Source organism: Ruegeria sp. THAF33 (genome assembly GCF_009363615.1).
Taxonomy (GTDB): Bacteria; Pseudomonadota; Alphaproteobacteria; order Rhodobacterales; family Rhodobacteraceae; genus Ruegeria.
In genome coordinates this window covers 595,236-620,758 of the sequence record NZ_CP045384.1, presented here as the reverse complement: position 1 = coordinate 620,758, position 25,523 = coordinate 595,236, and the positions used below count along the sequence as shown (strand labels likewise).

Genomic DNA, 25,523 nt, shown 5'->3' with positions numbered 1-25,523 from the left:
GCAGCCGGTGTGACAGGTCTACTGTTTTGACAGTATAGGAAAAAACCCGGAAGGGGGGAACGGATACTCTGAGTTTTGAGGCTTTATTTTGCCACATTCTCGCGCGAAATTTTATCCGTCAGGCCAATTTCCACACTTAATGCGCGATCAATCCCCTTATTAACCCTGCGGTTCGGAACATATTGATTCGCAACAAAAACGGCCCCGCACTGTCGTGCGGGGCCGAAATTCATGCTTGGGATACTGCCTCGGCTCAGTCGCCGGATTTCAACGCCGCACCCAGGATATCGCCCAGCGATGCGCCCGAATCGGAAGAACCGTACTGTTCCACGGCCTCTTTCTCTTCGGCGATCTCGCGCGCCTTGATCGACAGGCCCAGACGACGGGTCTTGCTGTCGACGTTGGTGACGCGGACGTCGACCTTGTCGCCGACCGAGAAACGCTCGGGGCGCTGTTCGGCACGGTCACGCGACAGATCCGAACGACGGATGAACGACTTCATGCCTTCGTATTCGACCTCGATGCCGCCATCTTCGATCGCGGTGACTTCGACGGTGATGACCGAACCACGCTTTACGCCGCCCACGGCTTCGGCGAACTTGTCACCGCCCAGGGCTTTGATCGACAGCGAGATACGCTCTTTTTCGACGTCAACTTCCGAGACAACCGCCTGAACGACATCGCCCTTGCGGTAGTTCTGGATCGCATCCTCGCCACGCTCGTCCCAGGACAGGTCGGACAGGTGAACCATGCCGTCGATGTCGCCTTCGAGGCCGATGAACAGACCGAATTCGGTGATGTTCTTGACTTCGCCTTCGACCTCGGTGCCCTCGGGGTGGGTTTCTGCAAACACTTCCCACGGGTTGCGCTGAGTCTGCTTCAGGCCCAGAGACACGCGACGCTTGGCGCCGTCGATTTCCAGAACCATGACGTCGACTTCCTGGCTGGTCGAAACGATCTTGCCGGGGTGGACGTTTTTCTTGGTCCAGGACATCTCGGACACGTGCACCAGACCTTCGACACCGGCTTCCAGCTCGACGAACGCGCCGTAGTCGGTGATGTTGGTGACGCGACCCTGATGAACCGAGCCCAGCGGGTACTTGGCAGCAACCAGATCCCACGGATCTTCCTGCAGCTGCTTCATGCCCAGGCTGATGCGGTGGGTCTCTTTGTTGATCTTGATGACCTGAACCTTGATGGTTTCGCCGATCGTCAGGATCTCGGATGGGTGGTTCACACGGCGCCATGCCATGTCGGTGACGTGCAGCAGGCCGTCAACGCCACCCAGGTCAACGAATGCACCGTACTCGGTGATGTTCTTGACAACACCCTCGACGGTCTGACCTTCGGACAGGTTACCGATGACTTCGGCACGCTGTTCGGCACGCGATTCTTCCAGGATGGCGCGGCGCGACACAACGATGTTGCCACGGCGGCGGTCCATTTTCAGAATCTGGAACGGCTGCTTCAGACCCATCAGCGGGCCGGCGTCGCGCACGGGGCGAACGTCAACCTGCGAGCCGGGCAGGAACGCAACTGCGCCACCCAGATCGACGGTGAAGCCACCTTTGACGCGGCCAAAGATAGCACCTTCGACGCGCTGGTCGTCGGCATATGCTTTTTCCAGACGGTCCCATGCCTCTTCACGGCGGGCCATCTCGCGCGAGATGACGGCTTCGCCACGGGCGTTTTCTGCGGCACGCAGGTAAACTTCGACCTCGTCACCAACAGCGATTTCAGGGGCTTCGCCGGGATTTGCGAATTCTTTCAGATCAACGCGGCCTTCCATTTTGTAGCCTACGTCGATGATGGCTTGGCCGGCTTCGATCGCCAGAACCTTGCCTTTGACAACAGACCCCTCTTCGGGTGTGTCCATTTCGAAGCTTTCATTCAGGAGGGCTTCGAATTCCTCCATGGATGCGTTAGCCATGTGGCGTTGTTTTCCTTTACAATACGTTTTTGCTGGCCGAGCGGTTGTCTCCGCCGGTCTTGTTTCATGATGTCTTCAGGCGTGATCCGGTGCGCCCCTGAGCAAACAAACACAAAGGGCCGAGGTAACCCGGCCCTGCTCAGAAACGTCATCCGGACGTTGACCGCCCTTGTATCGACAGCGCGCGTATAGGCGGATTCCCCGGTATGTGCAAGGGCAAAGCCCATATTTTCAAGGTTTGGCGGCTCTGTGCCCAGGCGCGTTGCCGGTTTTGAAGGTCCAAACCCCGGCATCGCGCCGCAGCATGGCCTGTTCAATTGCGTCAAGTCGCATCAACGCTGCGGATGGGTTGCGCGCACCTCCGGCCCGGTTCCAGATTTTTTTCGCAGAAACGGGGCTCCACGGCAAGCTTGCCGAGGCCAACCACAGGCGCAGCCCTGACGGCAGAGAGTCGTAGACCTGCATAGGCGCCGCCTGTCGTCTCCGACGTTTGAGGGTACTCCGCAAGTTCCGACCCCTTGTTTGCCCTTGTTTCTTCTGTTGTTGCAATACGGTCGCCTTTCGCAATATGTATGTAATTACATTACATATCAACAAAGCACACGGAAGTAAAAAAGACGGGGAGTTTGCACCCCGCCTTTCCTGCAAACATTCCCTGCGCGACGGGCAGGAAGCAGTCAGAACAGTTGCAGATCCTTTTTGCCGCTTTGGATTTCAGCAAAGTTCGGCATGTTCTCGATGACAACAGGGGCTGGCGCCGTGCCCGGCATCGCCACTGTAGGCTTCATTGCCGCCGCCATTCCAAAGGCAGGTTGATCAAGTTCCCCCCGGATATCGCGCAACAGTGTTTTGTGATCCGGCATGGATTTAACGATCTTCGCCAGATCCATTTTCGCGTTCTTCATACCCTGGAACCAAATCGGTTTCTTCAACGGTCGAAGACGATCACGGATGCCCGAACCATAGCCCGTATCATAAACCTGTTTTCCCAACAGAACGGTCTGATAAACGCGGCTGTCAAACAAAGTGGCGAACTCGATATCGTGATCCATCGGCAGGCGATACTGCCACAAGTCAAGATTTTCGGCCAACCGATCCGGTATCTTCATCTCGGTGCGCGCATCGATCCAGTATTGGTCATCGGTACGGTTGCCCAACCGATAGTGCAAACAGATGAATTCCAGAACCTCATTATAGAGCTTGTCCATCTGTCGATTGTATCTGTCCCTCAGCGAAGGCTCGATGTCTCGAGTGGGCAAATGCTCGGCGAACCAGCGTATCGCATGGTCAATCATGTGGATCGCCGTGCTTTCCAGCGGTTCAATGAACCCGCCGGACAGGCCTATGGCCACGCAATTCTTGACCCAGGCATTGCGCACGCGACCGACGCGCATCGGGATCACGCGCGGTGTCAAACCTTTGCCGCTGTCACCCAGCCACTCAAGGTATTCGTCCGCTGCCTGATCATCCGTGCGGTGTGCCGACGAATAGACATATCCTGTGCCCACACGGTTAAAAAGCGGCACGCGCCACGTCCAACCTGCACCCAAGGCAGTGGATCTGGTGGCGCTTTCGATCTTGTCAGGATCCGGATGCTCGATCTGCAACGCCATGGCCCGATCATTGGGCAGGTAGTCAGAGTAATCCAAAAATGGCTCACCAAGTGCCTTGTTGATGATCAGCCCACGAAATCCGGTGCAATCCACGACCATCTCAATGTCATGGCGGCCTTTTGCCTCGAGCATGAGATGACTGACATTGCCCTGTTCATCCAGTTCAACCGTTTGCACCTCATCCCGGATATGCTCCACTCCGCGCTTCGTGCAGACCCTGGTCAGCATGCCTGCAAACTTTACGGCATCCAGATGATAGGCATAACCAAACCGTTGTTCGAATTCCGGCTGCCCCAACTGACGCGCGCCCTTGCACAAACGGGCCAGATCATCATGCGGCGATATGGACTGCGTGAAATCCCTGTCGCCATTGCCGAAGCGCAGGAAATACTCGGCGGCCTCCAGCCCCTCAAGCATCTGGCCGTGCGCAAAGGGGTTCATGTAGTCGATGCGATTGCCCTTGGCGTCATTGTTCCAATTGCAGAACTTCACACCCAGCTTGAAGGACGCGTTGGTCTCGCGGAAGAAACTCCGCTCTGAAATACCCGCCTGACGCAGCGTGACAGGCATCCGCGGAACCGTGGCTTCACCCACCCCCACGGTCGAGATGTTCGGGCTTTCGATCAGGCAGATTTGCGGTCGATCCTTGGGCGCTGACGTGCGGGAAAACACCATGTCCAGGATCAGCGCGGTCATCCATCCAGCCGTACCGCCACCCACGATGGTGATTTTGTTCAAACGATTGTTCATGTAGTTTTGTCCCTGTTGGCTTGGGAATTTTTTGCTGCGCCCCTGCTTTTTTGCGGGTTGTGTCGCAGCTTTCCCTTTTCGCTGGGAAGAAACTATAACAGCTTTCCTGAATCCATCTAGGGTCTATGACGCACCGGCCTGAAGGCCCGTCCGCGCAACGTCGGCCAACCAGCTGGCGTCCCGCCAGTCCCATATTCACGGTGCAGGTCAGATCTCTTCGCCTTTCTTCAGCAGTTCCTCAATCAACTCACGTTGCAGATCGGTGCTGTCGCCACCTCCGAACTCTGCCGCGCCGCCGGAATACAGGGTGCCATATGTCCTGGCGATGTTCACAGTCTGGGCCAGCCCCGAGATCAGCTGGTCTTTTTCCAACAGGGACAACGGGTGGATAAACGCAGCCCACAAGGTGCCATTGGCAATCGCATAGCGGGCATCCAACGTGCTGTCGAAATTGGCCTGCATCATTCGGATCAAGTCTTCCTCCGACAGCGCCTCGGCGCTGCGGATCGAGACCATGGCCCGCATCCGATCCGCATTGGTGTCGGTGATGACCAAGACCTGCACCCCTGCAATCGTCATTTGAAACCCGGGGCCGCTCGGCTCTGCTTCGGGGTCAAGCGCAAAAAGAATGTTGCCCAGCCGTTCATACGTCATGGGCGGCTCGGCTTCGGGTGGGCTTTGCACGGGCTCTTGCGCGGCAAGGCTTCGGGCAATGAAAACAAGAACGAGGGCTAATCGGATCATGATGGCACTCCTGCGGGCATTCTTTCAGCATAGGTACGCAAATCCACACTGACCAAACAAAGCTTGGTGAACGCGCCTTCTGGCCATTCAGATACTTGTACGATCTGCAATATCTGATGGCCTATCTGCGATTACACGTCCAGCTTTCATCCCCTAACTATGTTTCACCGGTCGACAATCCGATCGACCCGAACCCAGAACCAAGAGGAAACGTGTAATGAAAACTATCGTCTTCACCGCCCTGGCAGCCGCCATCGCCCTGTCCACTCCGGCTTTTGCCGCGGACGAAATCAACGTGTCGAACGGCATCTCGGCCGCAGGTGCCCCGCTTGCCGCACATGGGGTCGATCTGGTTGCTTTGGTCAATGATGGCAACCCGGTCGAAGGCTTCGCCACCCACTCGGCGACCTATGACGGCGCATCCTATTACTTTACCACCGCCGCCAACCTCGAGGCGTTCGAGGCGAACCCCGAGGCCTACCTGCCGCAGCATGGTGGGTTCTGTTCATTCGGCGTATCGGTCGGCAAGAAGTTCGACGGAGACCCGGATCAGTACCTGGTGGCAGATGGAAAACTGTACCTGTTCCTGAACGCCGAAACCCGCGCGGCCTTCCTGAAGGACGTTCCCGCCACCGCAAAAACGGCGGACGAACAGTGGGCAAACATCAAGAGCATCGCCGTAGGCGAGCTGTAAACTCCGCCCCTGCCTGCGACGTCAGCGCGTCGCGGGCAGTTTTGCGCTTATGATTTCAAGCGCTTTGGCCAATGCAGCCTCGATACTGAGGTCCGTTGTGTCCAGTTGCACTGCATCCTCAGCTGGCTTCATCGGCGCAGCGCTGCGCTCTGCGTCGCGGGCATCCCGCTCTTTGACATCTGCCAGAACCTGTTCGCGCGTCACGTCAGCACCTTTTGTACTAAGCTCCAGAAACCGGCGTTCGGCTCGCACCTCTGGGCTGGCTGTTACAAACAGCTTCACCTCGGCATTGGGACAAATCACCGTCCCGATGTCGCGCCCATCCAAGACGGCCCCGCCCGACCTTCGGGCAAAGGCGCGCTGAAAATCCACCAAGGCGGCGCGAACCTCGGGGATCACCGCCACTTTGGATGCGGCCTGCGCGATTTCAGCCGTGCGCAGATCACCCTGCTCAAGCTCTTCGGCGGTCAGGGCCTGCGCTGCTTCAAGCGCGCCAAACCCTTCAAGAGTACGCCGCCCAACGGCGCGATACAGCAAGCCGGTGTCCAGATGCGCGAACCCGAAATGCGCCGCAACGGCCTTGGAGATCGTGCCCTTGCCCGCAGCCGCAGGTCCGTCAATGGCGACAGTGAAGCTCACCTGCGCTCTACCTTTGCACCAAGCAACGCCATCAACGGTTCAAAAATCGGGAAGGATGTCGCGATCGGACTACCATCATCCACGCTTACCGGGTTCTGCGCGCCCATGCCCATCACCATGAAGGACATGGCAATGCGGTGATCCAGGAAGCTTTCGCACGTCCCGCCGCCCGGAACCTTGCCGATACCCAACCCTTCGACCGACCACCAGTCGTCACCCTCGTTGACCGTGACGCCGTTGGCGCGCAGACCGCGTGCCATGGCATCGATGCGGTCGCTTTCCTTCACCCGGAGTTCCTTCACTCCGCCCATCATCGTGGTGCCCGTGGCGTTTGCGGCAACCACGGACAAAACGGGGTATTCGTCGATCATCGAGGCCGCGCGTTCAGGCGGTACGTCAATACCCTTCATGTCTGGCGAGTATTTCGCGCGCAGATCGGCAACCGGCTCGCCGCCCTCTTCGCGCTCGTTTTCATAGGTCAGGTCGGCGCCCATCTCGCGCAGCGTCGTGAACAGGCCCGCGCGCGTGGGGTTCAGACCGATACCCGGCACCAGTACGTCCGAACCGGGCGTGATCAGCGCCGCGCAAACCGGGAAGGCCGCGCTGGACGGGTCGCGTGGAACGGCGATGACTTGCGGCTTCAACTCCGGGCGACCCGTCAAAGTGATGACCCGGCCTTCATCAGTGTCTTCCACCGTAATTTCGGCACCGAAACCGGACAACATCCGCTCGGAATGATCGCGGGTTGCCTCTTTCTCGATAACCACGGTTTTACCGGGGGCATTCAGCCCCGCCAGCAGAACCGCTGATTTCACCTGCGCCGAGGGCACCGGAACTTCGTACCGGACCGGAGTCGGGTCCGACGCACCGACGATCGTCATGGGCAAACGCCCCCCCGAGCGGCCCACGGCCTGCGCACCAAACAACGCAAGCGGATCCGTTACCCGCGCCATGGGGCGTTTGTTCAGGCTGGCATCGCCGGTAAAGGTTGCCGTAATCGGCGAGGTCGCCATGGCACCCATGATCAGCCGGACTCCGGTGCCGGAATTGCCGCAGTCAATCACCTGATCCGGTTCGGCAAACCCGCCCACGCCCACGCCATGCACGGTCCATTCGCCGCCGCCATGATCTGTGACTTCTGCCCCGAACGCCCGCATTGCCTTTGCGGTGTCCAAGACGTCCTCACCTTCGAGCAACCCCGAGATCCTGGTCTCGCCCACAGCCATCGCGCCAAGGATCAACGACCGGTGCGAAATCGACTTGTCGCCCGGCACCTCTGCCGTGCCAGTCAGCGGGCCGCAGGGATGCGAAGTCATTGGGATGGGCGTTCCGTGTCCGGACATGGGGGCTCCTTTTGCGCTATCAGTGCTCAAGCCGATTAGCGAATTGGCACCGGTTGGTCCAGCGGCAATCAGTCTTTGCGGCGGAAGGTCAGGTAATGGGGCGTGCGACCTTCACGCAAGGCTTTCTGCTCGTAGCGTGTGGAAATCCAGTCGTCCCACGGCTCGCGCCAATCTGCGGGGCGTTCGGCCAGCCACTCGAACCCGGCGCGGGGAACTTCCTCGAGAGTCTGCCGCACATAGTCGGGGATGTCCGTGGCGACTCGGAAGATCGATCCAGGCTTCAAGACCTTTGCCAAGGGTTCAAGATGTTCCGGCGTCACGAAACGGCGACGATGATGCCGGGTTTTGGGCCACGGGTCAGGATACAGAAGGAAGGCGCGCGATATGCTGGCCTCTGGCAGCACGTCGAACAGGTCTCGGGCATCGCCGGGATGCACAGCAAGGTTATCAACCCCCGCCTGCCGAATTTTGCCCAGCAGCATGGCAACACCGTTGATATAGGGCTCGGCCCCGATGATGCCGATGTCGGGGTTGCTTTGCGCCTGATGAACCAGGTGTTCGCCGCCGCCAAAGCCGACTTCCAGCCAGACCGGCTTGCCGCCGAACAACGCGTTCAGGTCCAACGGCCTGCGTTCGGGGTTTGTATCCCAATCCACCGCACCGGGCGACAAAGCCGCCAGATCTTCGTTCAGATAGGTCTTTTGGCTGGGCTTCAGGGTCTTGCCCTTGAAGCGGCCATAGAAGTTTCTGCGCGGGCGTTGTGGGGTCTCGGTGCTCATGGCGGTCGCCATACTGCGCGCCAGAGAACGTTGCAAGGGCGCGCGGTACGCACAAGGAAAAAGCGCGCCCTCCAAGGCGCGCTTTGTGTTGTTCAGATCAGACTGCGGCTTTCAACGCATCGACCAGATCGGTGCGCTCCCAGCTGAAACCCCCATCATCGCTCGGCTGGCGACCAAAGTGGCCGTAAGCAGCTGTGCGCTGATAGATCGGTTTGTTCAGTTGCAGATGCTGGCGAATGCCGCGCGGTGTCAGATCCATGACCTCACCCACAGCTTTTTCGATAACCGCATCCGCCAATTGGCCGGTTCCGTGCGTGTCGGCATAGATCGACAGCGGCTTGGACACGCCAATCGCATAGCTCAGCTGAATCGTGCAGCGTTCGGCCATGCCCGCCGCCACGACGTTTTTGGCCAGATAGCGTGCTGCGTATGCTGCCGAGCGGTCAACCTTGGTCGGGTCTTTGCCCGAGAACGCGCCGCCGCCATGAGGGGCCGCTCCGCCATAGGTATCCACGATGATCTTGCGCCCGGTCAGGCCCGCGTCACCATCCGGTCCGCCGATAACGAATTTGCCGGTCGGGTTGACGTGCCATTCGGTTTCGGCCGACAGCCAGCCGTCAGGCAGGGTTTCGCGGATATAAGGCTCGACGATGGCGCGGATATCATCCGAAGACAACGCTTCATCCAGGTGCTGCGTAGACAGAACGATCGAGCTGACGCCGACCGGCTTGCCGTCGCGATAAACGACTGAAAGCTGCGACTTTGCATCAGGGCCCAAAGCAGGTTCGGTACCATTCTTACGTACTTCCGCCAGTCGCCGCAGGATAGCGTGCGAATACTGGATCGGTGCGGGCATCAGCGCCGGAGTTTCAGTCGTGGCATAACCGAACATGATGCCCTGGTCGCCGGCACCCTCGTCCTTGTCGTCCGCAGCGTCAACGCCCTGAGCGATATGGGCGGATTGTTCGTGCAGCAGGTTGGTTACTTCGACGGTTTCGTGGTGAAACTTGTCCTGCTCGTAACCGATGTCTTTGACACAGTCGCGGGCGATCTGTTCGATGCGACCCATGTAATCGTGCAGCTTGTCTTGATCAGACAGACCTACTTCGCCACCGATCACAACCCGGTTGGTCGTGGCGAAAGTTTCGCAGGCCACACGGGCTTCTGGTTCTTCATTGAGAAATGCATCAAGGACAGCATCCGAGATGCGGTCACAGACCTTGTCGGGATGCCCTTCGGAAACGGATTCCGAAGTAAATGTATAGTTCTGTCGGGACATAAATGCGCTCCATTAGGGGTTTCTCCGCCACGCCAGGAAGCCGTTGTGACAGGTCACAGACGCATACGCTCGCTTAAAGATGGGGTCAATCTTAAATTATTTGGTCAGGCGACGGATGTTGAACCACGCCAATGCAGTAAGAAACAATAGCAGTCCAAGAACAGGGCTGTCCCCGATGCGGGAATAAACTGTTGGCTGATGTGGCTGCGGCAGGATCGCATCCACATATCCCGCCTTGCCCAGCGCCAATGAGGCCGTGACCTGACCCAATGGGTCAATCATGGCCGATATGCCGGTATTGGCCGAACGGATCATCGGCAGACCCTGTTCAATTGCCCTCATCCGGGCCTGTGCCAGATGCTGAAACGGTCCCGAACGCGTTCCGAACCACGCGTCATTGGTGATCTGCAACAGAAAGTCCGCCCGACCCGCCGCCCCGTTCACATCCTGCGGGAACACGGCTTCGTAACAGATCAGAGGCAGCGCCTTTCCCAATTTGCCAAGGCCCAAGAGCTCGGGCCCCGGCCCTGCGCTGAATCCATGCCCCGTTGTGGCCGCCATCCCATAAATCCCAAAACGGCCCATCAACTCGCCAAAAGGCAAATATTCTCCAAACGGGGCCAGATGGTGTTTGTCATACAGACCGCCCTGCTGCCCGGCTTCATCCAGATAGACCATCGAGTTGAAAATCCTCGGGCCGTCTCCGCGCTGGATCCCCAAAACCACGGGCGTCCCCTGAGCGGCATCCGCAATGGCCGTCAAATACGGTTGCGCGCTGCCCAGCCAGGCTGGAACTGCGGTCTCGGGCCAGACGATCAGGTCCGGTCTGGGCAAAGCGGCGGAATATTCAATCTGACGGGCAAAGAACAAGGGCGCATATGCCGGGTCCCACTTTTGGTGCTGCGGCGCGTTGGGCTGAACAACACGAACTGTGTGCGGGCCTTCCTGCACTATTGGCCGCATCGACGCATAGCCAGCTGCCAGCGCCGCCGCCGCAGATGTAAATCCCAGTGGACGGAGCAGTGCCCGCAAGCGTCTTTCCTGAATCAGTGCCGCCCCTATCGGAAACGCCACGGCAAATGTCAGCGCATTCAGGCCATACGGCCCTACCAGAGACAGCACTTGCGCCACGGGCGTATTCACCCAGATTTGCGCCACTCCGCCCCAGGGGAACCCGGTCAGCACGTATCCCCGTGCCAGTTCAGCCAGCGACAGCGTTGCGATCAGCAAAACGCTTTGCTGCATGGCGGTCGCGCCAACATGCCGCGCCAGTCGAAACGCAACCGCCCAGAACAGGGCGAGCCCGCCGGCCATAAACACCAGCGCAAACGGTGCCATCCAGGCGTGGCGCTCTGCATCCACCTGGAAGGGCTCGATGATCCAGCTGAGCGCATGGGCAAAATAGCCGGTGGCGAAGAACCAGCCGATCCACCCCGCGCGAGCACGAGTTTCACTGGCGAGGAACACCGGAACGATCAAAACCAGTGCAACAACCGTAGCGCCCCAATACCCATGCGGTGCCTGACCAAAAGCGCCGAAGGCGCCCAGTGCGGCGGCGGCAAACAATCTCAACGATAACGGCCAGCCCCGGACAGGCGTCATGCAGCGACGTCCGGCAGCATGACGCGCAACCGTTTGATGCGTCGCGGGTCGGCTTCGATCACTTCGAATTCCGGCCCTTCCGGATGAATCACGACCTCACCCCGTGCCGGAACACGCCCGGACAGCATGAACACCAGCCCCCCCAGCGTGTCGATGTCTTCTTCATCCACATCCTCGTGGCTGGTCAGGGATCTGCCGATCTCGGCCTCGAAATCCTCAAGCGGCACACGTGCCTGCACAACGTAACAACCCGGCTTTTCCTGCACCCAAAGCTGATCTTCGTCTGCATCGTGTTCGTCCGCGATCTCACCCACGACCTGCTCGATCAAGTCTTCGATCGTCAGCAGCCCGTCGACGCCGCCATATTCATCAATCACCAACGCCATATGGCGACGTTCGGTCTGCATCTTGGTCAGCAGGACACCGATCGGCATTGAAGGCGGCACGAACAAAAGCGTGCGCAACATGGATTTCAGGTCAAACTTGTCTGCACCGCCGTTGAAACCATGGGTCAGTGCGAAATCCTTGAGGTGAACAAAGCCCAACGGCGTATCCAGCGTTCCTTCATAAACCGGGATTCTGGACAACCCACTGTCCCGGAACACGTCGGCCAGTTCATCCTTGGTGATGGTGGAAGGAACCGCGATGATCTCGGCCGTGGGAATGGCCACGTCTTCGACGCGCATCCGGCGCAGGTTCATCATCCCGTGAGGCCGAGCGGCCGCTGCGCTCTGCCCATTCATCCCCGGGTTTTGCTGAGTCTCATGACCCGAAAACGCGTCGAAAATGCGGGAAATAAACCCGCTTTTCTCTTCTGTATCATTGCCGCTGTCCTGAGGTTGCGCGCTTTGCGCCGCCCTAGAACTGCCGTCTGTTTCGCCCATTACCTTGTTCCAACTGATCGGGTCACATGACCCACCTTATACCTTATATGGGTCATCGATACCCAATTTGCCAAGTATCTCGACCTCAATCCCTTCCATCAAAGCGGCATCGGGGTCACGAATGTGATCATATCCCAGCAAATGCAACGTTCCGTGAACAAGCAAATGGATGACGTGATCATCGATGTCCTTGCCCGCCTCATCCGCCTCACGCGCGCAGGTGTCGAAGGAAATCGCAATATCGCCCAAAGGAATTTCACCGGTGAAATCCGGCTGTGGCGGATGGGGCGCTTGCCCGGCTTCGTCCGGGGCCAAATCTTCTACCGGCCAGCTCAGAACATTGGTGGCGGCTGGTTTGCCGCGAAACTCGGCGTTCAGCTCCGAAATGCGCGCATCATCGCATCCCAGAACGCTGATCTCGCAAAGCTCAGGGTCCAGTTCCGCATGGGACAGGACGGCGGATATCGCTTGCCGCGACAAAGCTTCAAGCCCTTGCCACCGGTCGTCTTCGACAGTGAGTTCCAGATTCATCTTATCGCACAACAGCCCTGTGAATGAGCCTTGCAATCAACTGGTTTCGCGGCCCGCATCCGCCTCATACGCCTCGATGATCGCGGCCACAAGCGGGTGGCGAACCACGTCCTTGGACGTGAAATAGTTGAAACTGATGTTGGGGATCGTTTTCAACAGTCTTTCCGCATCCTGCAAACCCGACTGAACGCCGCGTGGCAAATCCACCTGAGACCTGTCGCCGGTGATTACCATGCGGCTGCCTTCGCCCAGACGAGTCAGGAACATCTTCATCTGCATGGTCGTGGCATTCTGTGCCTCGTCCAGCACCACAAAAGCATTGGCCAACGTGCGTCCACGCATGAACGCCAGCGGCGCTATTTCGATTCGCTTTTCCTCGATCAGCTTGGCCAGCTGCTTGCCGGGCAGAAAATCATTCAGCGCGTCGTACAGCGGCTGCATGTAGGGGTCGACCTTGTCCTTCATGTCACCAGGCAGATAGCCCAGTTTTTCACCCGCCTCGACCGCCGGGCGGCTGAGGATGATTCGATCCACGTGCCCGCCAATGAACATCGACACGCCCACGGCGACAGCCAGATAGGTTTTCCCCGTGCCAGCAGGCCCGATGCCAAATGCAAGCTCATTTTGAAACAGTGACTGCACATAAGCCTTCTGGGCGTCCGTGCGCGGTTCCACCAGTTTCTTGCGGGTTTTGATCTCGACTGAACCGCCCTTGAACATTTCCAACTGATCGCCGTCGCGGCTGCCGGTCCCCTGTTCCGAACCACCCATCCGCAGCTCTCGGTCCACGTCCGCGGCCTCGACCTCGCGCCCGCCTTCCAATCGCGTGTAAAGCGATTGAAGCACCTCAATAGCCTGCTTCTGGGCGTCTTCATCGCCCATCACGACAAGCTGGTTGCCGCGGCGTACGATCTGGACGGAAAGCTTGCTTTCGATGTCGGTCAGATTGCGGTCGTATTCGCCGCACAGGTCAATCAACAATCGGTTGTCGGGAAACTCTAAAAACGCCTCGCGTTGGGGCATTTCGTCTTGCGGTGGGGTCAGGGCACCGATGGCCAATCCGTTCTCCTGTCTTGGCGGTTCACCCTGAGCGTAGACAACAAATCTCGGTGGGCGCAAGCCACAGTTTCAAAAATAAGCCCACAGATGACAAAAGCGCCGATCATACAAAAGAAAAAGCCTGTCAGACGCGCATCAGAACGTATAGTTCAGCCCGAATCTCAAGCCGCCGTATTTCGGTGTGGACTTCGTGGAAAAGCCCGAACCGAATTGAACGTCTTCGGATTTGAACTGGACGTATTCGTATTCGCCGGTGACCGACCAATTGTCTGTCAGCTTGTGTTCGGCACCGATGCTTGCGGTATATCCGCCCCGCCGATCCGATGCCGAAAAGCTCTGTACTGTAGTTCCGGATGTGATGCTGTTGGTTGTTTCAACATCGCCCCACAGGTAACCGACGCTGAAAAAGTACAGAACTCGACCGTTTCGGCTTGTCAGGCCGCTCCGATATTTGAGGGACAAAACGTCAGATATCTCTGCCCCACCCTCAACGTTCGAACCGCCGATCTGGGTCCTGACGCTGTCGTCCAAGGATCCAAAATCATATCCCACTTCAAAACCATAGACGAAATCACGCCCCCACCTTGAAGGCAGAACACCACGCCAACCACCACGAAAGCCACCGTATGCGCCGGATACGTTCAGGTCGCCAATATCAAACAGTCCGGCGGGCGTTCTCAGACCAAATCGATCGTCCCAGCCAGAGGCGTAGCCGCCAGCAATCCCCAGGTAAAATGCACTGACGTCACTGCTGAACTTTTTGGGGCTGATAACGACAGGATCGGTTGTCGTGCCCTTCAGGTCTCCGGCAATCGTCGCGCTGGCAAAAAAAGTGACAACCGAGGCCAAAGGCAAGGTTTTCACTAGGCTCAGGGTCCTGAAGCTGTTCAAGATTGGCACTCGTACCTCCATCACTCCGATCTCGGGATCGGCGAATAATCGTTTTTTTGACGCAAAAACGGCGCCTGAAAAAACATGGCTCCTCTCCGAGCATAGTTCCAAGCAATAAATCAAGGGTAAATTTTCGAAACAAACACCAACTATGGTGTCTGAACGGCGGAATCTTACCGACTCAGAGCAGCTCACCCGCCAAAGAATTGGCGCCCGAGTCGGTGATCCGGACCTCTTTCAGATCACCAACGGCAATCCCGGTGCCCTTCACGTGCACCGAATGCAGATACTCGGATTTTCCGACCATCTGGCCCGGCAGGCGGCCCGGTTTTTCAAACAAAACGCGGACTGTAAGACCGACCATACCGTCCTGAATTTCCCTTTGGTGTCTTGTGATAAGGGCCTGAAGGCGCTGCAATCGATCATCCGCCGCAGCCGGATCAACCTGAGCCCGCTCGGCCGCCGGTGTTCCCGGGCGTGTGGAATACTTGAAGGAATAGGCGTAGCCGTATTTGACCTCTTCAACCAAATCCATCGTTGCCTGAAAATCCTCTTCGGTTTCTTCGGGGAAGCCGACGATGAAATCCCCTGACATCACGATATCCGGGCGCGCCGCACGAATGCGTTCGATTAGGCGCAGATAGCTTTCTGCCGTGTGGCTGCGATTCATTCGCTTGAGGATACGGTCCGAGCCCGACTGAACCGGCAGGTGCAGATATGGCATCAATTTCTCACAGCTGCCATGCGCCTCGATCAGGTCGTCGGCCATGTCATTGGGGTGCGACGTGGTGAAACGAATACGTTCCAGCCCGTCAACCTTGTTCAGTTCCCAGATCAGCCCTGCCAGGGTCATGTCTCCGTCGGGGCCGGCCCCGTGATAGGCGTTCACGTTCTGGCCCAACAGCGTGATCTCGCGCACGCCGCGTTCAACTAGATCATGGGCTTCGCGGATGATGCGATCCGCGGGGCGGCTGACTTCGGCCCCACGCGTATAAGGCACCACGCAGAAGGCGCAGAACTTGTCGCACCCTTCCTGAACGGTCAGAAACGCCGTCGGGCCGCGTTTGGCCTTGGGACGGTTTTTCAGTTTTTCGAACTTGTCTTCCTCGGGGAAATCGGTGTCCAACGCCTTTTCGCCCGCACGGGTCTTGGCCTCCATCTCGGGCAAACGGTGATAGCTTTGCGGACCGACGACCAGATCGACCAGCGGCTGGCGGCGCATGATTTCTTCACCTTCGGCCTGCGCAACACAGCCTGCCACACCGATTTTCAGGTCAGGCTTTTCGGCCTTCAGACCCTTGAAGCGACCGAGTTCTGAATACACTTTCTCAGCCGCTTTTTCGCGGATGTGACAAGTGTTCAGCAGAATCATGTCGGCATCGTCAGGCGTTTTGGTTTCGACATAGCCCTGCCCGCCCAGCGCCTCGGACATGCGTTCACTGTCATAGACGTTCATCTGACAGCCATAAGTCTTGATAAACAGCTTCTTCGGTTCGGACATGGGACGGGCCTTTGCATTCGCTGGATCGGCGTCATCTATACGCTTCGAACGCCGCTTGCAATGCGGGCGCAATTACCCGAATTTGGCAGGACTTTCCAGCAAGACCGGACCAAAAAGCACCCGATGACGTACGATTCCCTCGACCATTTCCTGAAATCGGGACAGGCCGCACTGTCCAAAGGCCCCGTAGCATTGATTTTTGCCGAGGACGACGTAGAGCTGGCCAGCACGCTGCACCATCATCTAAGGCTCGACTTCAAATCCGTGATCGTCTTTGCCCCGGACGAGTTTCACCTGACAGAGGACCTGTCCGCCAAGGTGCATCGGGTCAATTTGAAATGTGTTCCCCGGCTGGTTGTGTTCGAAACCATAAACAGGATCATTCAGGCCGCACCCGGCATCTGGATGTATTATTGTTACAACGCCGAATACCTGTTCTTTCCCTACTGCGAAACGCGCAGCGTGGGCGAGATGCTTGTCTTTCATGGTGAAGAGCGTCGCAATGCGATGCTCAGCTATGTCGTTGACCTATACGCCGAGGATCTGACCGCACATCCCAATGGCGTGGCCCCCGATCAGGCCATGTTCGACAGCGTTGGCTATTATGCCCATACCCGCCACGACCCAAGCGGCCAACCGCTGGACCGTCAGGTGGATCTTTCCGGTGGGTTGCGATGGCGGTTCGAGGACCACGTTCCCTACGAACGTCGCAGGATCGACCGCATCGCATTGTTCAAAGCGCAAAAAAACCTGGTGCTGAAACCCGATCACACCTTCAACGAACCGGAATACAATACCTATTCCTGCCCCTGGCATCACAACCTGACGGCAGCCATTTGTTCCTTCCGTGCCGCGAAGGCTCTGAAATCCAATGCGGGGTCAACCTTTGACATCCGAAGCTTTCGCTGGCGCAACTCGGTGCCGTTTGAATGGCAGTCCCGCCAGCTGCTGGATCTCGGGCTGATCGAATCAGGTCAGTGGTTCTGAGCCGGCCTGGCGCTGCAACAAAATCGGAAACCAATCCTCGCGCAGGCGCTGTCCCGGCGTCATGTCATGACCGGGAAACGGGGGCGAGGTTCGGCCGGGGCGCTCTACATACCGGGCATCGTCGCCCACCAGCCGCAGTGAAAAGGCGCGGCGACGGCTGTCCGACTGGTTTCCGCGCGCACCGTGCAGCGTGCGATAGTTGAAAGCGACGGCATCGCCGGGCTCCATCTCGAATTCGACGATCTTCATACCTTCGGCATCCGGATCCGGCACAGGGATGTACTGACCTTCATCCGGGAAAAAGCCGTCCTCGGAAACCCATCGGGTCGGCAGAACTTCTTTCTCCCATCGGTGCGACCCGGCGACACACCGCAGCGTCGCCTGCCTGACCGGATCAAGCGGAGACCAGAAGCTGATCGTCTGCTGACCCTCGACGAAATAATATGGGCCGTCCTGATGCCACGGTGTCGCCATCGACGTACCGGGTTCCTTGACCAGCACGTGATCGTGAAACATCTGAACGCGTCTCGATTGCATCAGATCCGCGGCAACCTCAGCTGCGGGAGACGTCTCGATCACGTCGCGGAACTGCGGAATCCGAGTCCAATTGCAGTAATCATCAAAGAAACGACCTGTTTCACCCGCCTTCTTGTTTTCCGAGGCATAGGGACCGGGATCGGCCATATTCACGGCCACACCATCGCGCAGTTGATCCACGTGATCCGCAAACAGCCCCTTGACCAGTACGACACCGTCGGCCTGATAAGTGTCGATCATCTGCTGAGAAACAAGAGGGTGTGGCATCGGAAGCTCCTGAAGTTTTTTTGTTTTTGCCCGGAACAATGTATTCTGTTCAAATCATATCTTTCGAAGTTATTATTAAGCTCATGTTATATATTTCGCTGCGCCAATATGAATATATCTGTGCAGTCGGGCGTCACGGCAGTTTGTCGGCGGCAGCCCAGCATCTCAATGTTTCGCAACCGGCCTTGTCCACTGCGCTGACGCGTGTTGAAGCCCATTTGGGGTATCCGCTGTTCGTTCGCCGCCGAGGTGCGGCCATGGCACTGACACCTCAGGGACGTATGTTCATAGACCAGGCCGAGGTCCTGCTGAAAAATGCCGCCCGAATCGAGGCGTCCGATACCTCCGTACCGGAAACAACCAAACTGAGATTGGGCTGCTTTACGGACCTGGCGCCCTTCCTGTTGGCTCCGGCCCTGCAACTTCTTCGCGACACATTCGCCGATATCAACCTTACGTATGTGGCCGGGTCCTTCGAAGGGCTGCTGAATGGATTGATGGATGGCCAGATTGACATCGCAATCACATACGACCTGACCATGGATGCGGGGTTCGCCCGTACAAAGCTGTTCGACAGCAGACCAAAGGCCTTGATGTCCCCGGATCATCCGTTGGCGGCAACCACAGAAGTCACCCTTGCAGCGCTGGAAGGTTATCCGCTGATTCTGTCTTCGGAAGGATTGTCCGCTCAACACATTCTCGGCCTGTTCCGCCAACACGGGCTGCGCCCTACCGTCGCGCACCGGGCCGCATCCCTTGAGATTCAACGCAGCCTTGCGGCTCATGGTGAGGGAATCGGGATCAGCTATGCCAGCCCACCCAGCAGCTTCAGTTATGACAACAAGCATCTGGTCAGCGTACCGATTGCCAATCCGGACACAGCAGAATCCGTCGTTCTGGCACGGCACGGCACAGGGCCCCCTGACACGGTCATAGAAAAGGCCGAACGTGTTTTGGTGGCCGGGCTGACAGGCGTTTAAGGTCTGTTACTTCTTGCGCAAGCGAATGACGACATCGACAGACGCGATTTCGACACCTTCCGGCGCCTCGGGTAGACGCTGAATGACCAGCTGATCCGACGGCGCATCGCTTAGCCTTGCGTCGTCTTCCCAAAAAAAGTGGGGATGATCATGCGTGTTCGTGTCGAAATAGCTTTTCGATCCGTCCACTGTGATTTCTTGCAGCACACCCGCATCGCAAAAAGCGCGCAGAGTGTTGTAGACCGTTGCCAGAGACACCGCATCCCCGTTCGCCTTTGCCGATTCAAAAAGGCTTTCTGCGGTGACATGGCGATGGCGGCCGTCGCCCACCAGAAGCTCGGCCAGCGCCACGCGCTGACGCGTCGGTCGCAAGCCGGCATTCACCAGCCAACCTGTTGCGATTTCGCGGCTCTGAGGTGTCATCAATCCGATACCCATTATTGCTGCCTTTATATATAGGGGCGCATCACCGGCAATTACAAATGAAATTCATTCGCAAGATAAGAACCAACACAACATGATGTGGCGCGCCGCTCTTGCAGGACCTTGCAAACGGGTGTTAGACGAAGCCAGATGTAAAGACAGACCCCCGGCAGGAAAGGTGGCAGAATGGCCCAGTTCCCTAGCAGTTTTGACAAAGATGATCTGCTGAAATGCGCTCGCGGTGAGTTATTTGGCCCCGGCAACGCACAATTGCCCGCCCCGCCGATGCTGATGATGGACCGGATCACCGACATCTCTGCCGATGGCGGCCTGCACGGCAAAGGCCATGTGCTGGCCGAATTCGACATCACACCCGACCTTTGGTTTTTTGAGTGCCACTTTCCGGGCAATCCGATCATGCCGGGCTGTCTGGGGCTGGACGGGCTTTGGCAACTGACCGGTTTCAACCTTGGCTGGCGTGGATGGCAAGGGCGCGGCATGGCCGTTGGCGTCGGCGAAGTAAAGCTGACCGGCATGGTGCGCCCGGACCGTAAGATGCTGACGTATAAAATCGATTTCAAAAAAGCGATTCAAACGCGCCGCCTGACAATGGGTGTGGCGGATGGCATTGTCGAAGCCGATGGCGAGATGATTTATGATGTCAAGGACATGAAGGTCGTTCTGTCCGAGGCCTGAGCCTGAACGGTCTGAAACAAGGAGTGCGCACATGCGTCGAGTAGTCGTCACCGGTCTGGGGGTTGTGTCCTCGATCGGGAACAATGCCGAAGAGGTTCTGACCTCGCTCAAAGCAGGTAAATCCGGGATAGTGGCCAGCGAACAGATGGCGGAACATGGTTTTCGCAGCCAGATCGCGGGAACGCTCAAGATCGACGTGGCCCAGCATGTGGACAAGCGCACATTGCGCTTCATGGGTCCAGGGGCGGCCTATGCACATATCGCCATGAGCCAGGCGATTGCCGATTCTGGTCTGACCGAAGACCAGATCATCAATCCGCGCACTGGGCTGGTTGCGGGCTCTGGCGGACCATCGACCAGCGCGATGCTGACGGCGCATCAGACTGTTCTGAAGACGGGCGCGACCAAGCGCATCGGGCCGTTTGCCGTGCCGAAATGCATGTGCTCGACGATCTCGGCCAATCTGGCGACCGCGTTCAAGATTAAGGGCATCAACTATTCGATCACGTCGGCCTGCTCGACCTCGCTGCATTGCATCGGCAACGCGGCCGAACAGATCATGCTTGGCAAACAGGACGTGATGTTCGCCGGCGGCGGTGAAGAACTGGACTGGACGCTTTCCTGCCTGTTCGATGCAATGGGCGCGATGTCGTCGAAATATAATGACACACCCGATAAAGCCTCGCGCGCGTTCGACGAAAACCGCGATGGTTTCGTGATTTCGGGCGGCGGTGGAATCGTTGTTCTGGAAGAGCTGGACCACGCCCTGGCCCGCGGCGCCAAGATTTATGCTGAAGTTACGGGTTATGCCGCAACTTCAGACGGCCACGACATGGTTGCTCCTTCAGGTGAGGGCGGCGAGCGCGCGATGCGACTTGCTCTGGGTACCCTGCCCGAGGGGCGCAAGGTCGGCTATATCAATGCCCACGGCACCTCGACCCCCGTCGGCGATGTGGGTGAGGTAGAGGCGGTGCGCCGCATCTTTGGCGAAGGCAATGTACCCCCCATCTCCTCGACCAAGTCGATGACAGGCCACGCTCAGGGTGCGGCGGGCGCGCTTGAGACGATTTTCTGCCTGCTGATGCTGGAAAATGATTTCATTACACCATCGATCAATGTCGACACGCTTGCCGAAGGCATTCAGCCCGGTGAAATTGCAACTCAAGTGGTTGAAAACGCAGGACTGGACAGTGTCATGACCAACAGCTTCGGCTTTGGCGGCACAAACGGGTCCATGGTTCTTTCAAAGTATAACGGGTGAAAGTAATGTCGGATCTTCTCAAAGGTAAACGCGGCCTGATCATGGGCGTGGCCAATGACCGCTCGATTGCGTGGGGCATTGCCAAGGCCATGCACGAGGCCGGCGCCGAACTGGCATTCACCTATCAGGGCGAGGCATTCGGAAAGCGGCTGGAGCCGCTGGCTCAGAGCCTGGGCAGCGATTTCATGGTCGATGCGGATGTCACCGACGACGAGTCTCTGGATCGCGCTTTTGGCGAGTTGGCCGAACGTTGGCCCACCATAGATTTCGTGGTCCATGCTATCGCCTATTCGGATAAGTCCGAGCTGACAGGTCGGTTCCTGAATACCACACGGGCCAATTTCAAGCATTCGATGGATGTTTCGGCCTATTCCTTCATCGAGGTCGCGCGCCGCGCCTATCCGTTGATGAAAGACAATGGCGGTTCCCTGCTGACCCTGACGTATCAGGGCTCCAACCGGGTTGTGCCCAACTACAACGTGATGGGTGTCGCAAAGGCTGCGCTGGAATCAGCAACGCGCTATCTGGCCAACGATCTTGGCCCCGATGGCATCCGCGTGAATGCGATTTCCCCGGGGCCGATGAGAACCCTTGCCGGTGCAGCCATCGGCGGTGCACGCAAGACCTACAAATTCTGCGATCAGAATGCACCGATGCGCTCTAACGCCACACTTGAAGCTGTCGGCGGAACGGCAGTGTACCTGACGTCAGATGCCGGCGCCTGCACGACGGGTGAGATCATCCGCGTTGACGGTGGTTTCCACGTTCTGGGCATGCCTCAACCCGAATCCATGTGACCATATCTTTCCCTGCCGCTGCCCAGATTTTACCATCATTAAGCGGCAGGTAATCGATATGAGCAAACTTGACCAAATCATTGCAAATAATGCACGCGTGACGCAAAGCAGGCGAAAGCCCGGCTTTCTCAGCCAACGGGCCAGGGTGCTATTGCTTACGTTGACTTCGCTGTTGCTGGTATTTGTCTTCTTTACGCAGCCACAGGTGCGGGCTGCGATTCACGCTCTGATAGGGTGAGATCCGGGCCGGACACCCGGCCCGAACCATGTCTCAGTTGACTGAAACGACTTCGATCTCGAAAACCAGATCCTGCCCTGCCAGCGGATGATTTGCATCCAGGGTAACAGTGGCTTCGTTTGAATCCACAACCGTTACAGGCACGGCCTGACCTTCTGGCGTTTGCATCTGCAACTGTGTCCCTGGATCCAGGGGGATGTCGTCTGGAATGCCTTCACGGGGAATTTCCTGACGCATCGCCGGGTTGATCGGGCCGTAGGCGTCGGTGCAGGCAATCTCGACCCGCGTCTTGTCCCCGGTGGACAGGCCCGGCATGGCACGGTCCAGACCCGGGATGATCTGGCCCGACCCGACCACGAATTCCAGCGGATCACGCCCGTCCGAGCTGTCAAAGACTTTGCCGTCCAGCAACGTCCCGGTGTAGCGGATGCGAACCGTGTCGCCTTGTTTGATTTCGGTCATCGTGGCCTCCGGCCGTTCCAAGGGGTTAAGCGGCCAACCCTATAGGTTGACACAATGTTGTAAACCCTCGGCTCTTTCACCCCCTGCGCCGATGTGCCAACCTGCGCGCAATCAAAGGAGGATCATATGGCGATCACGACCTGTGTGTTCGACGCCTACGGAACATTGTTCGATGTCGCCGCGGCTGCCCGACAGGCGGCAGACGAGCCGGGTTTCGAAGCCCTGAAAGACAAATGGACCACCGTTGCGGGGCATTGGCGTCTGAAACAGCTGCAATACACGTGGCTGCGCGCCGTGGCGGATGCGCATGCGGATTTCTGGGACGTCACCCAGGACGGGCTGGATTGGGCTCTGGAGGCCGCAGGCCTGCAAGGCAACCCGGAACTGCGACAACGTCTGCTTGATCTCTATTGGGAATTGCAGGCCTATCCCGAAGTTCCGGCCATGCTGAAAGCCCTCAAGGATGGTGGGCTGCACACGGCGATCCTGTCCAACGGGTCGCCCCCCATGCTGGACGGAGCCGTGAAATCCGCGGGAATCGGGGATGCATTGGATGATGTGCTGTCGGTCGAAAGCGTCGGCGTCTTCAAACCCCACGCCCGCGTCTATGATCTGGTGCAAGACAGGTTTGGCTGCGCACGCGATGAGGTCTTGTTCGTCAGTTCGAATGGCTGGGACGCTGCCGGGGCCAGCGGGTACGGTTTTGTGACCGCATGGGTCAATCGGATTGGTGAACCCATGGATCGCCTTCCCTGGACACCTGCGCATGTGCTGTCCGATCTGACCTCGATTCCCAAGCTGGCCGGTCTCTGATGTCAGAATTCATGACAACGGACGGCAGGCGCATCTATTTCAAAGAGTCCGGCACCGGCACGCCGCTTTTGTGTCTGGCCGGTCTGACCCGAAACAGCCGCGACTTTTCGTTTTTTGCGCCACATGCCTCGGGCCTGCGCATGATCGCCATGGATTACAGGGGGCGCGGACGTTCGGAATACGACCCCGATTTCATGAACTACAATATCTTCCGCGAATCCCATGACGCGATTGAGCTGCTCGATCATCTGGGGATCGCTAAAGCAGTCATTCTGGGCACATCGCGCGGCGGGCTGATCGCCATGGCGCTGGCCGCAAGCCACCCCGAACGTCTGGCCGCCGTAATTCTGAATGACGTGGGGCCAGTTATCGAGCCGTCAGGTATCGCCAAGATCATGGCCTACGTCGGGGCCCAGCCCACGGCCAAAACCTATGATGAAGCCGCCGCCGAATTGAAACACATAATGGAGCCGCAATTTCCCGGTGTTCCACTGGAAACCTGGCGCAAACAGGCAGAATTTCAGTATGAAATGCGCAAGGATGGGCTGAAGTTGCGATATGATCCAGCCTTGCGCAAGGCGCTTCTTGAACAAGCTGCAAGCGGGGCAGCCCCTGATCTATGGGTGTTCTTCGAAGCCTTGCGCGACATTCCCACCGGTGTGATCCGGGGCGCGAATTCCGATGTTCTGGGCGCGGACACTCTGGCCGAGATGCGGCACCGACACCCGGGCCTGATCTCGGTCGAGGTACCGGATCGCGGGCACGTTCCGTTCCTGAACGAACCCCAATCACTGGACCTGATACAGAAGGTATTGAAGAACGCCGCATGAGCACATTTGAGATGATCGAAGCCGCCGCAGAGCGGCTGAAAGGACACGTTCGCGAAACGCCGATCCTGTCGTCGCCCTTTCTCGACACGCTTGCGGGCCGCCGGATTTGGGTCAAACCGGAATGCCTGCAACATACCGGCAGTTTCAAGTTTCGCGGCGCGTGGTCGGCCATTTCGGCGCTGGATGAGGGCATACGCCAGCGTGGTGTGATCGCATATTCATCAGGCAACCATGCGCAAGGCGTTGCGATGGCCGCCGCGAAGCACGGGATTGCCTCGGTCATTGTCATGCCGTCGGACGCGCCGCAACTCAAGATCGACAACACCCGCGCGTTGGGCGGCGAAGTCGTTTTGTACGATCGTGCGAATGAAAGACGGGAGGAAATAGGCGAAGCCATCGCGGCCGAACGGGGTCTGACCCTGATCCGCCCCTATGACGAACCGCAGGTCATCGCGGGGCAAGGCACAACCGGGCTGGAAATCGCCAGGCAGGCAGCGGAAATTGGGGTTTCGCAGGCGGATGTTCTGATCTGTTGCGGCGGCGGAGGTTTGACCTCGGGCATTGCGCTGGCGCTGGAGAAACACGCGCCGAATTTGCGGGCGCGCCCCTGTGAGCCGGAAGGGTTCGACGACGTCAAACGATCCTTGGCGTCAGGTCGCATTCAAAACAACAATGCGGCGTCGGGTAACATATGCGATGCGATCCTGACACCGCAGCCCGGCGACATCACCTTTCCGATCCTTCACCGTCTTTGCGGCCCCGGACTTTCTGTCACCGAAGACGAGGCATTGCAGGCCATGGCATATGCCTTTCTGCGCCTTAAAGTCGTGTTGGAACCCGGCGGCGCCGTAGCCCTGGCCGCGGCCCTTTTCCGGGGCGACGAGATCGAAGGCGACGACGTGATCGTCGTCACATCGGGCGGGAATGTCGATCCGGGAATATTTGCTAAGGCGTTGGAATTCCTGACCTGACATGGGTGCGAAAGCTGTGCAA

The 25,523-nt window shown here is 58.2% G+C and carries 26 protein-coding genes and 1 riboswitch; of the genes, 9 read left to right on the top strand and 17 right to left on the bottom strand.

Annotated elements, in window-relative coordinates; genetic code table 11:
* Positions 1-253: 253 nt before the first annotated feature.
* The 4 genes from rpsA to FIU92_RS03160 form a co-directional block, all read right to left on the bottom strand.
* Entirely contained in the window at positions 254-1,930 is a 1,677-nt protein-coding gene (gene rpsA / locus FIU92_RS03175; protein WP_068337749.1) for a 30S ribosomal protein S1, read from the bottom strand.
* Between the two features lie 231 nt (positions 1,931-2,161).
* Complete coding sequence (locus FIU92_RS03170) at positions 2,162-2,395, bottom strand: DUF6525 family protein (protein WP_152457175.1); 234 nt, start codon at positions 2,393-2,395, stop codon at positions 2,162-2,164.
* Positions 2,396-2,607: 212 nt separating this feature from the next.
* Entirely contained in the window at positions 2,608-4,293 is a 1,686-nt protein-coding gene (locus FIU92_RS03165; protein WP_152457174.1) for a tryptophan halogenase family protein, read from the bottom strand.
* 207 nt (positions 4,294-4,500) lie between these two features.
* Complete coding sequence (locus FIU92_RS03160; RefSeq protein WP_152457173.1) at positions 4,501-5,037, bottom strand: hypothetical protein; 537 nt, start codon at positions 5,035-5,037, stop codon at positions 4,501-4,503.
* 217 nt (positions 5,038-5,254) lie between these two features.
* Here FIU92_RS03160 and FIU92_RS03155 point away from each other — a divergent pair, with 217 nt between their 5' ends.
* Entirely contained in the window at positions 5,255-5,731 is a 477-nt protein-coding gene (locus tag FIU92_RS03155; RefSeq protein WP_152457172.1) for a YHS domain-containing (seleno)protein, read from the top strand.
* A 21-nt stretch (positions 5,732-5,752) separates the two neighbouring features.
* Here the strand turns inward: FIU92_RS03155 and cmk are convergent, their stop codons facing one another.
* The 10 genes from cmk to miaB form a co-directional block, all read right to left on the bottom strand.
* A complete protein-coding gene (gene cmk / locus FIU92_RS03150) occupies positions 5,753-6,370 on the bottom strand; it encodes a (d)CMP kinase (RefSeq protein WP_152457171.1) in 618 nt (205 codons plus the stop codon).
* Complete coding sequence (aroA, locus tag FIU92_RS03145; RefSeq protein ID WP_152457170.1) at positions 6,367-7,713, bottom strand: 3-phosphoshikimate 1-carboxyvinyltransferase; 1,347 nt, start codon at positions 7,711-7,713, stop codon at positions 6,367-6,369. Before aroA ends, cmk begins: the two co-directional genes overlap by 4 nt.
* Positions 7,714-7,781: 68 nt before the next feature.
* Positions 7,782-8,492: a tRNA (guanosine(46)-N7)-methyltransferase TrmB gene (gene trmB, locus FIU92_RS03140; protein WP_172978458.1), complete on the bottom strand. Its 711-nt coding sequence runs from the start codon at positions 8,490-8,492 to the stop codon at positions 7,782-7,784.
* A 97-nt stretch (positions 8,493-8,589) separates the two neighbouring features.
* Positions 8,590-9,771 carry a methionine adenosyltransferase gene (gene metK, locus FIU92_RS03135; RefSeq protein ID WP_152457168.1) on the bottom strand — a complete coding sequence of 394 codons (1,182 nt, stop codon included), beginning with the start codon at positions 9,769-9,771 and terminating at the stop codon, positions 8,590-8,592.
* A 5-nt stretch (positions 9,772-9,776) separates the two neighbouring features.
* Positions 9,777-9,826: riboswitch (SAM-SAH riboswitch) on the bottom strand.
* Between the two features lie 41 nt (positions 9,827-9,867).
* Positions 9,868-11,373 (bottom strand): apolipoprotein N-acyltransferase, encoded by a 1,506-nt coding sequence (lnt, locus tag FIU92_RS03130; RefSeq protein ID WP_152457167.1) that lies wholly within the window; start codon positions 11,371-11,373, stop codon positions 9,868-9,870.
* Positions 11,370-12,257, bottom strand: coding sequence for a hemolysin family protein (locus FIU92_RS03125; protein ID WP_152457166.1), 888 nt, complete (start codon positions 12,255-12,257; stop codon positions 11,370-11,372). Before FIU92_RS03125 ends, lnt begins: the two co-directional genes overlap by 4 nt.
* Before the next feature lie 36 nt (positions 12,258-12,293).
* Positions 12,294-12,788 (bottom strand): rRNA maturation RNase YbeY, encoded by a 495-nt coding sequence (gene ybeY / locus FIU92_RS03120; RefSeq protein WP_152457165.1) that lies wholly within the window; start codon positions 12,786-12,788, stop codon positions 12,294-12,296.
* 36 nt (positions 12,789-12,824) lie between these two features.
* Entirely contained in the window at positions 12,825-13,847 is a 1,023-nt protein-coding gene (locus FIU92_RS03115; RefSeq protein ID WP_152457164.1) for a PhoH family protein, read from the bottom strand.
* 135 nt (positions 13,848-13,982) lie between these two features.
* Positions 13,983-14,747, bottom strand: a complete 765-nt coding sequence (locus FIU92_RS03110; RefSeq protein ID WP_254705349.1) for an outer membrane protein — start codon at positions 14,745-14,747, stop codon at positions 13,983-13,985.
* Between the two features lie 172 nt (positions 14,748-14,919).
* Entirely contained in the window at positions 14,920-16,239 is a 1,320-nt protein-coding gene (gene miaB, locus FIU92_RS03105; protein ID WP_152457163.1) for a tRNA (N6-isopentenyl adenosine(37)-C2)-methylthiotransferase MiaB, read from the bottom strand.
* Positions 16,240-16,362: 123 nt separating this feature from the next.
* Here miaB and FIU92_RS03100 point away from each other — a divergent pair, with 123 nt between their 5' ends.
* Entirely contained in the window at positions 16,363-17,226 is an 864-nt protein-coding gene (locus tag FIU92_RS03100) for a hypothetical protein (protein ID WP_152457162.1), read from the top strand.
* Here the strand turns inward: FIU92_RS03100 and FIU92_RS03095 are convergent.
* On the bottom strand, positions 17,209-18,030 hold the full coding sequence (locus tag FIU92_RS03095) for a phytanoyl-CoA dioxygenase family protein (RefSeq protein ID WP_152457161.1): 822 nt from the start codon (positions 18,028-18,030) through the stop codon (positions 17,209-17,211). The two genes, FIU92_RS03100 and FIU92_RS03095, sit on opposite strands and share 18 nt — an antisense overlap.
* A gap of 83 nt (positions 18,031-18,113) precedes the next feature.
* Between FIU92_RS03095 and FIU92_RS03090 the strand changes: the two genes are divergently transcribed.
* Positions 18,114-19,010 (top strand): LysR family transcriptional regulator, encoded by an 897-nt coding sequence (locus FIU92_RS03090; protein ID WP_152457160.1) that lies wholly within the window; start codon positions 18,114-18,116, stop codon positions 19,008-19,010.
* Positions 19,011-19,016: 6 nt separating this feature from the next.
* Here the strand turns inward: FIU92_RS03090 and irrA are convergent, their stop codons facing one another.
* The gene (irrA, locus tag FIU92_RS03085) at positions 19,017-19,433 is read right to left on the bottom strand and encodes an iron response transcriptional regulator IrrA (protein WP_152457159.1); all 417 of its coding nucleotides are present in this window, start codon (positions 19,431-19,433) and stop codon (positions 19,017-19,019) included.
* 186 nt (positions 19,434-19,619) lie between these two features.
* Between irrA and fabA the strand changes: the two genes are divergently transcribed.
* Genes fabA through FIU92_RS03070 form a run of 3 tightly spaced genes read left to right on the top strand, consistent with a single transcriptional unit; the run spans position 19,620 to position 22,187 of the window.
* Complete coding sequence (gene fabA / locus FIU92_RS03080) at positions 19,620-20,129, top strand: bifunctional 3-hydroxydecanoyl-ACP dehydratase/trans-2-decenoyl-ACP isomerase (protein WP_152457158.1); 510 nt, start codon at positions 19,620-19,622, stop codon at positions 20,127-20,129.
* Positions 20,130-20,160: 31 nt separating this feature from the next.
* Positions 20,161-21,390, top strand: a complete 1,230-nt coding sequence (gene fabB / locus FIU92_RS03075) for a beta-ketoacyl-ACP synthase I (protein WP_152457157.1) — start codon at positions 20,161-20,163, stop codon at positions 21,388-21,390.
* Positions 21,391-21,395: 5 nt separating this feature from the next.
* Positions 21,396-22,187 (top strand): enoyl-ACP reductase, encoded by a 792-nt coding sequence (locus FIU92_RS03070; RefSeq protein WP_152457156.1) that lies wholly within the window; start codon positions 21,396-21,398, stop codon positions 22,185-22,187.
* A gap of 271 nt (positions 22,188-22,458) precedes the next feature.
* Here the strand turns inward: FIU92_RS03070 and FIU92_RS03060 are convergent, their stop codons facing one another.
* A complete protein-coding gene (locus tag FIU92_RS03060; RefSeq protein WP_152457154.1) occupies positions 22,459-22,887 on the bottom strand; it encodes a peptidylprolyl isomerase in 429 nt (142 codons plus the stop codon).
* Positions 22,888-23,013: 126 nt separating this feature from the next.
* Here FIU92_RS03060 and FIU92_RS03055 point away from each other — a divergent pair, with 126 nt between their 5' ends.
* From FIU92_RS03055 to FIU92_RS03045, 3 genes are read left to right on the top strand one after another with little or no spacing between them, the layout of a single operon-like run.
* Complete coding sequence (locus FIU92_RS03055; protein WP_152457153.1) at positions 23,014-23,700, top strand: haloacid dehalogenase type II; 687 nt, start codon at positions 23,014-23,016, stop codon at positions 23,698-23,700.
* Positions 23,700-24,530 carry an alpha/beta fold hydrolase gene (locus tag FIU92_RS03050; protein WP_152457152.1) on the top strand — a complete coding sequence of 277 codons (831 nt, stop codon included), beginning with the start codon at positions 23,700-23,702 and terminating at the stop codon, positions 24,528-24,530. The genes FIU92_RS03055 and FIU92_RS03050 overlap by 1 nt, the downstream gene beginning before the upstream one ends.
* The gene (locus tag FIU92_RS03045; protein ID WP_152457151.1) at positions 24,527-25,501 is read left to right on the top strand and encodes a threonine/serine dehydratase; all 975 of its coding nucleotides are present in this window, start codon (positions 24,527-24,529) and stop codon (positions 25,499-25,501) included. The genes FIU92_RS03050 and FIU92_RS03045 overlap by 4 nt, the downstream gene beginning before the upstream one ends.
* The last annotated feature ends 22 nt before the right edge of the window (positions 25,502-25,523 follow it).

What these genes read in the sequence shown, in the direction of transcription:
- irrA (WP_152457159.1), bottom strand. Translation starts at nt 19,433, where the DNA reads ATGACACCTCAGAGCCGCGAAATCGCAACAGGTTGGCTGGTGAATGCC.
- FIU92_RS03170 (WP_152457175.1), bottom strand. Translation starts at nt 2,395, where the DNA reads ATGCAGGTCTACGACTCTCTGCCGTCAGGGCTGCGCCTGTGGTTGGCC.
- FIU92_RS03060 (WP_152457154.1), bottom strand. Translation starts at nt 22,887, where the DNA reads ATGACCGAAATCAAACAAGGCGACACGGTTCGCATCCGCTACACCGGG.
- FIU92_RS03070 (WP_152457156.1), top strand. Translation starts at nt 21,396, where the DNA reads ATGTCGGATCTTCTCAAAGGTAAACGCGGCCTGATCATGGGCGTGGCC.
- FIU92_RS03090 (WP_152457160.1), top strand. Translation starts at nt 18,114, where the DNA reads ATGTTATATATTTCGCTGCGCCAATATGAATATATCTGTGCAGTCGGG.
- lnt (WP_152457167.1), bottom strand. Translation starts at nt 11,373, where the DNA reads ATGACGCCTGTCCGGGGCTGGCCGTTATCGTTGAGATTGTTTGCCGCC.
- metK (WP_152457168.1), bottom strand. Translation starts at nt 9,771, where the DNA reads ATGTCCCGACAGAACTATACATTTACTTCGGAATCCGTTTCCGAAGGG.
- miaB (WP_152457163.1), bottom strand. Translation starts at nt 16,239, where the DNA reads ATGTCCGAACCGAAGAAGCTGTTTATCAAGACTTATGGCTGTCAGATG.
- FIU92_RS03045 (WP_152457151.1), top strand. Translation starts at nt 24,527, where the DNA reads ATGAGCACATTTGAGATGATCGAAGCCGCCGCAGAGCGGCTGAAAGGA.
- FIU92_RS03155 (WP_152457172.1), top strand. Translation starts at nt 5,255, where the DNA reads ATGAAAACTATCGTCTTCACCGCCCTGGCAGCCGCCATCGCCCTGTCC.
- rpsA (WP_068337749.1), bottom strand. Translation starts at nt 1,930, where the DNA reads ATGGCTAACGCATCCATGGAGGAATTCGAAGCCCTCCTGAATGAAAGC.
- trmB (WP_172978458.1), bottom strand. Translation starts at nt 8,492, where the DNA reads ATGAGCACCGAGACCCCACAACGCCCGCGCAGAAACTTCTATGGCCGC.
- ybeY (WP_152457165.1), bottom strand. Translation starts at nt 12,788, where the DNA reads ATGAATCTGGAACTCACTGTCGAAGACGACCGGTGGCAAGGGCTTGAA.
- FIU92_RS03050 (WP_152457152.1), top strand. Translation starts at nt 23,700, where the DNA reads ATGTCAGAATTCATGACAACGGACGGCAGGCGCATCTATTTCAAAGAG.
- FIU92_RS03160 (WP_152457173.1), bottom strand. Translation starts at nt 5,037, where the DNA reads ATGATCCGATTAGCCCTCGTTCTTGTTTTCATTGCCCGAAGCCTTGCC.
- fabB (WP_152457157.1), top strand. Translation starts at nt 20,161, where the DNA reads ATGCGTCGAGTAGTCGTCACCGGTCTGGGGGTTGTGTCCTCGATCGGG.
- FIU92_RS03095 (WP_152457161.1), bottom strand. Translation starts at nt 18,030, where the DNA reads ATGCCACACCCTCTTGTTTCTCAGCAGATGATCGACACTTATCAGGCC.
- FIU92_RS03165 (WP_152457174.1), bottom strand. Translation starts at nt 4,293, where the DNA reads ATGAACAATCGTTTGAACAAAATCACCATCGTGGGTGGCGGTACGGCT.
- aroA (WP_152457170.1), bottom strand. Translation starts at nt 7,713, where the DNA reads ATGTCCGGACACGGAACGCCCATCCCAATGACTTCGCATCCCTGCGGC.
- FIU92_RS03125 (WP_152457166.1), bottom strand. Translation starts at nt 12,257, where the DNA reads ATGGGCGAAACAGACGGCAGTTCTAGGGCGGCGCAAAGCGCGCAACCT.
- FIU92_RS03100 (WP_152457162.1), top strand. Translation starts at nt 16,363, where the DNA reads ATGACGTACGATTCCCTCGACCATTTCCTGAAATCGGGACAGGCCGCA.
- FIU92_RS03055 (WP_152457153.1), top strand. Translation starts at nt 23,014, where the DNA reads ATGGCGATCACGACCTGTGTGTTCGACGCCTACGGAACATTGTTCGAT.
- fabA (WP_152457158.1), top strand. Translation starts at nt 19,620, where the DNA reads ATGGCCCAGTTCCCTAGCAGTTTTGACAAAGATGATCTGCTGAAATGC.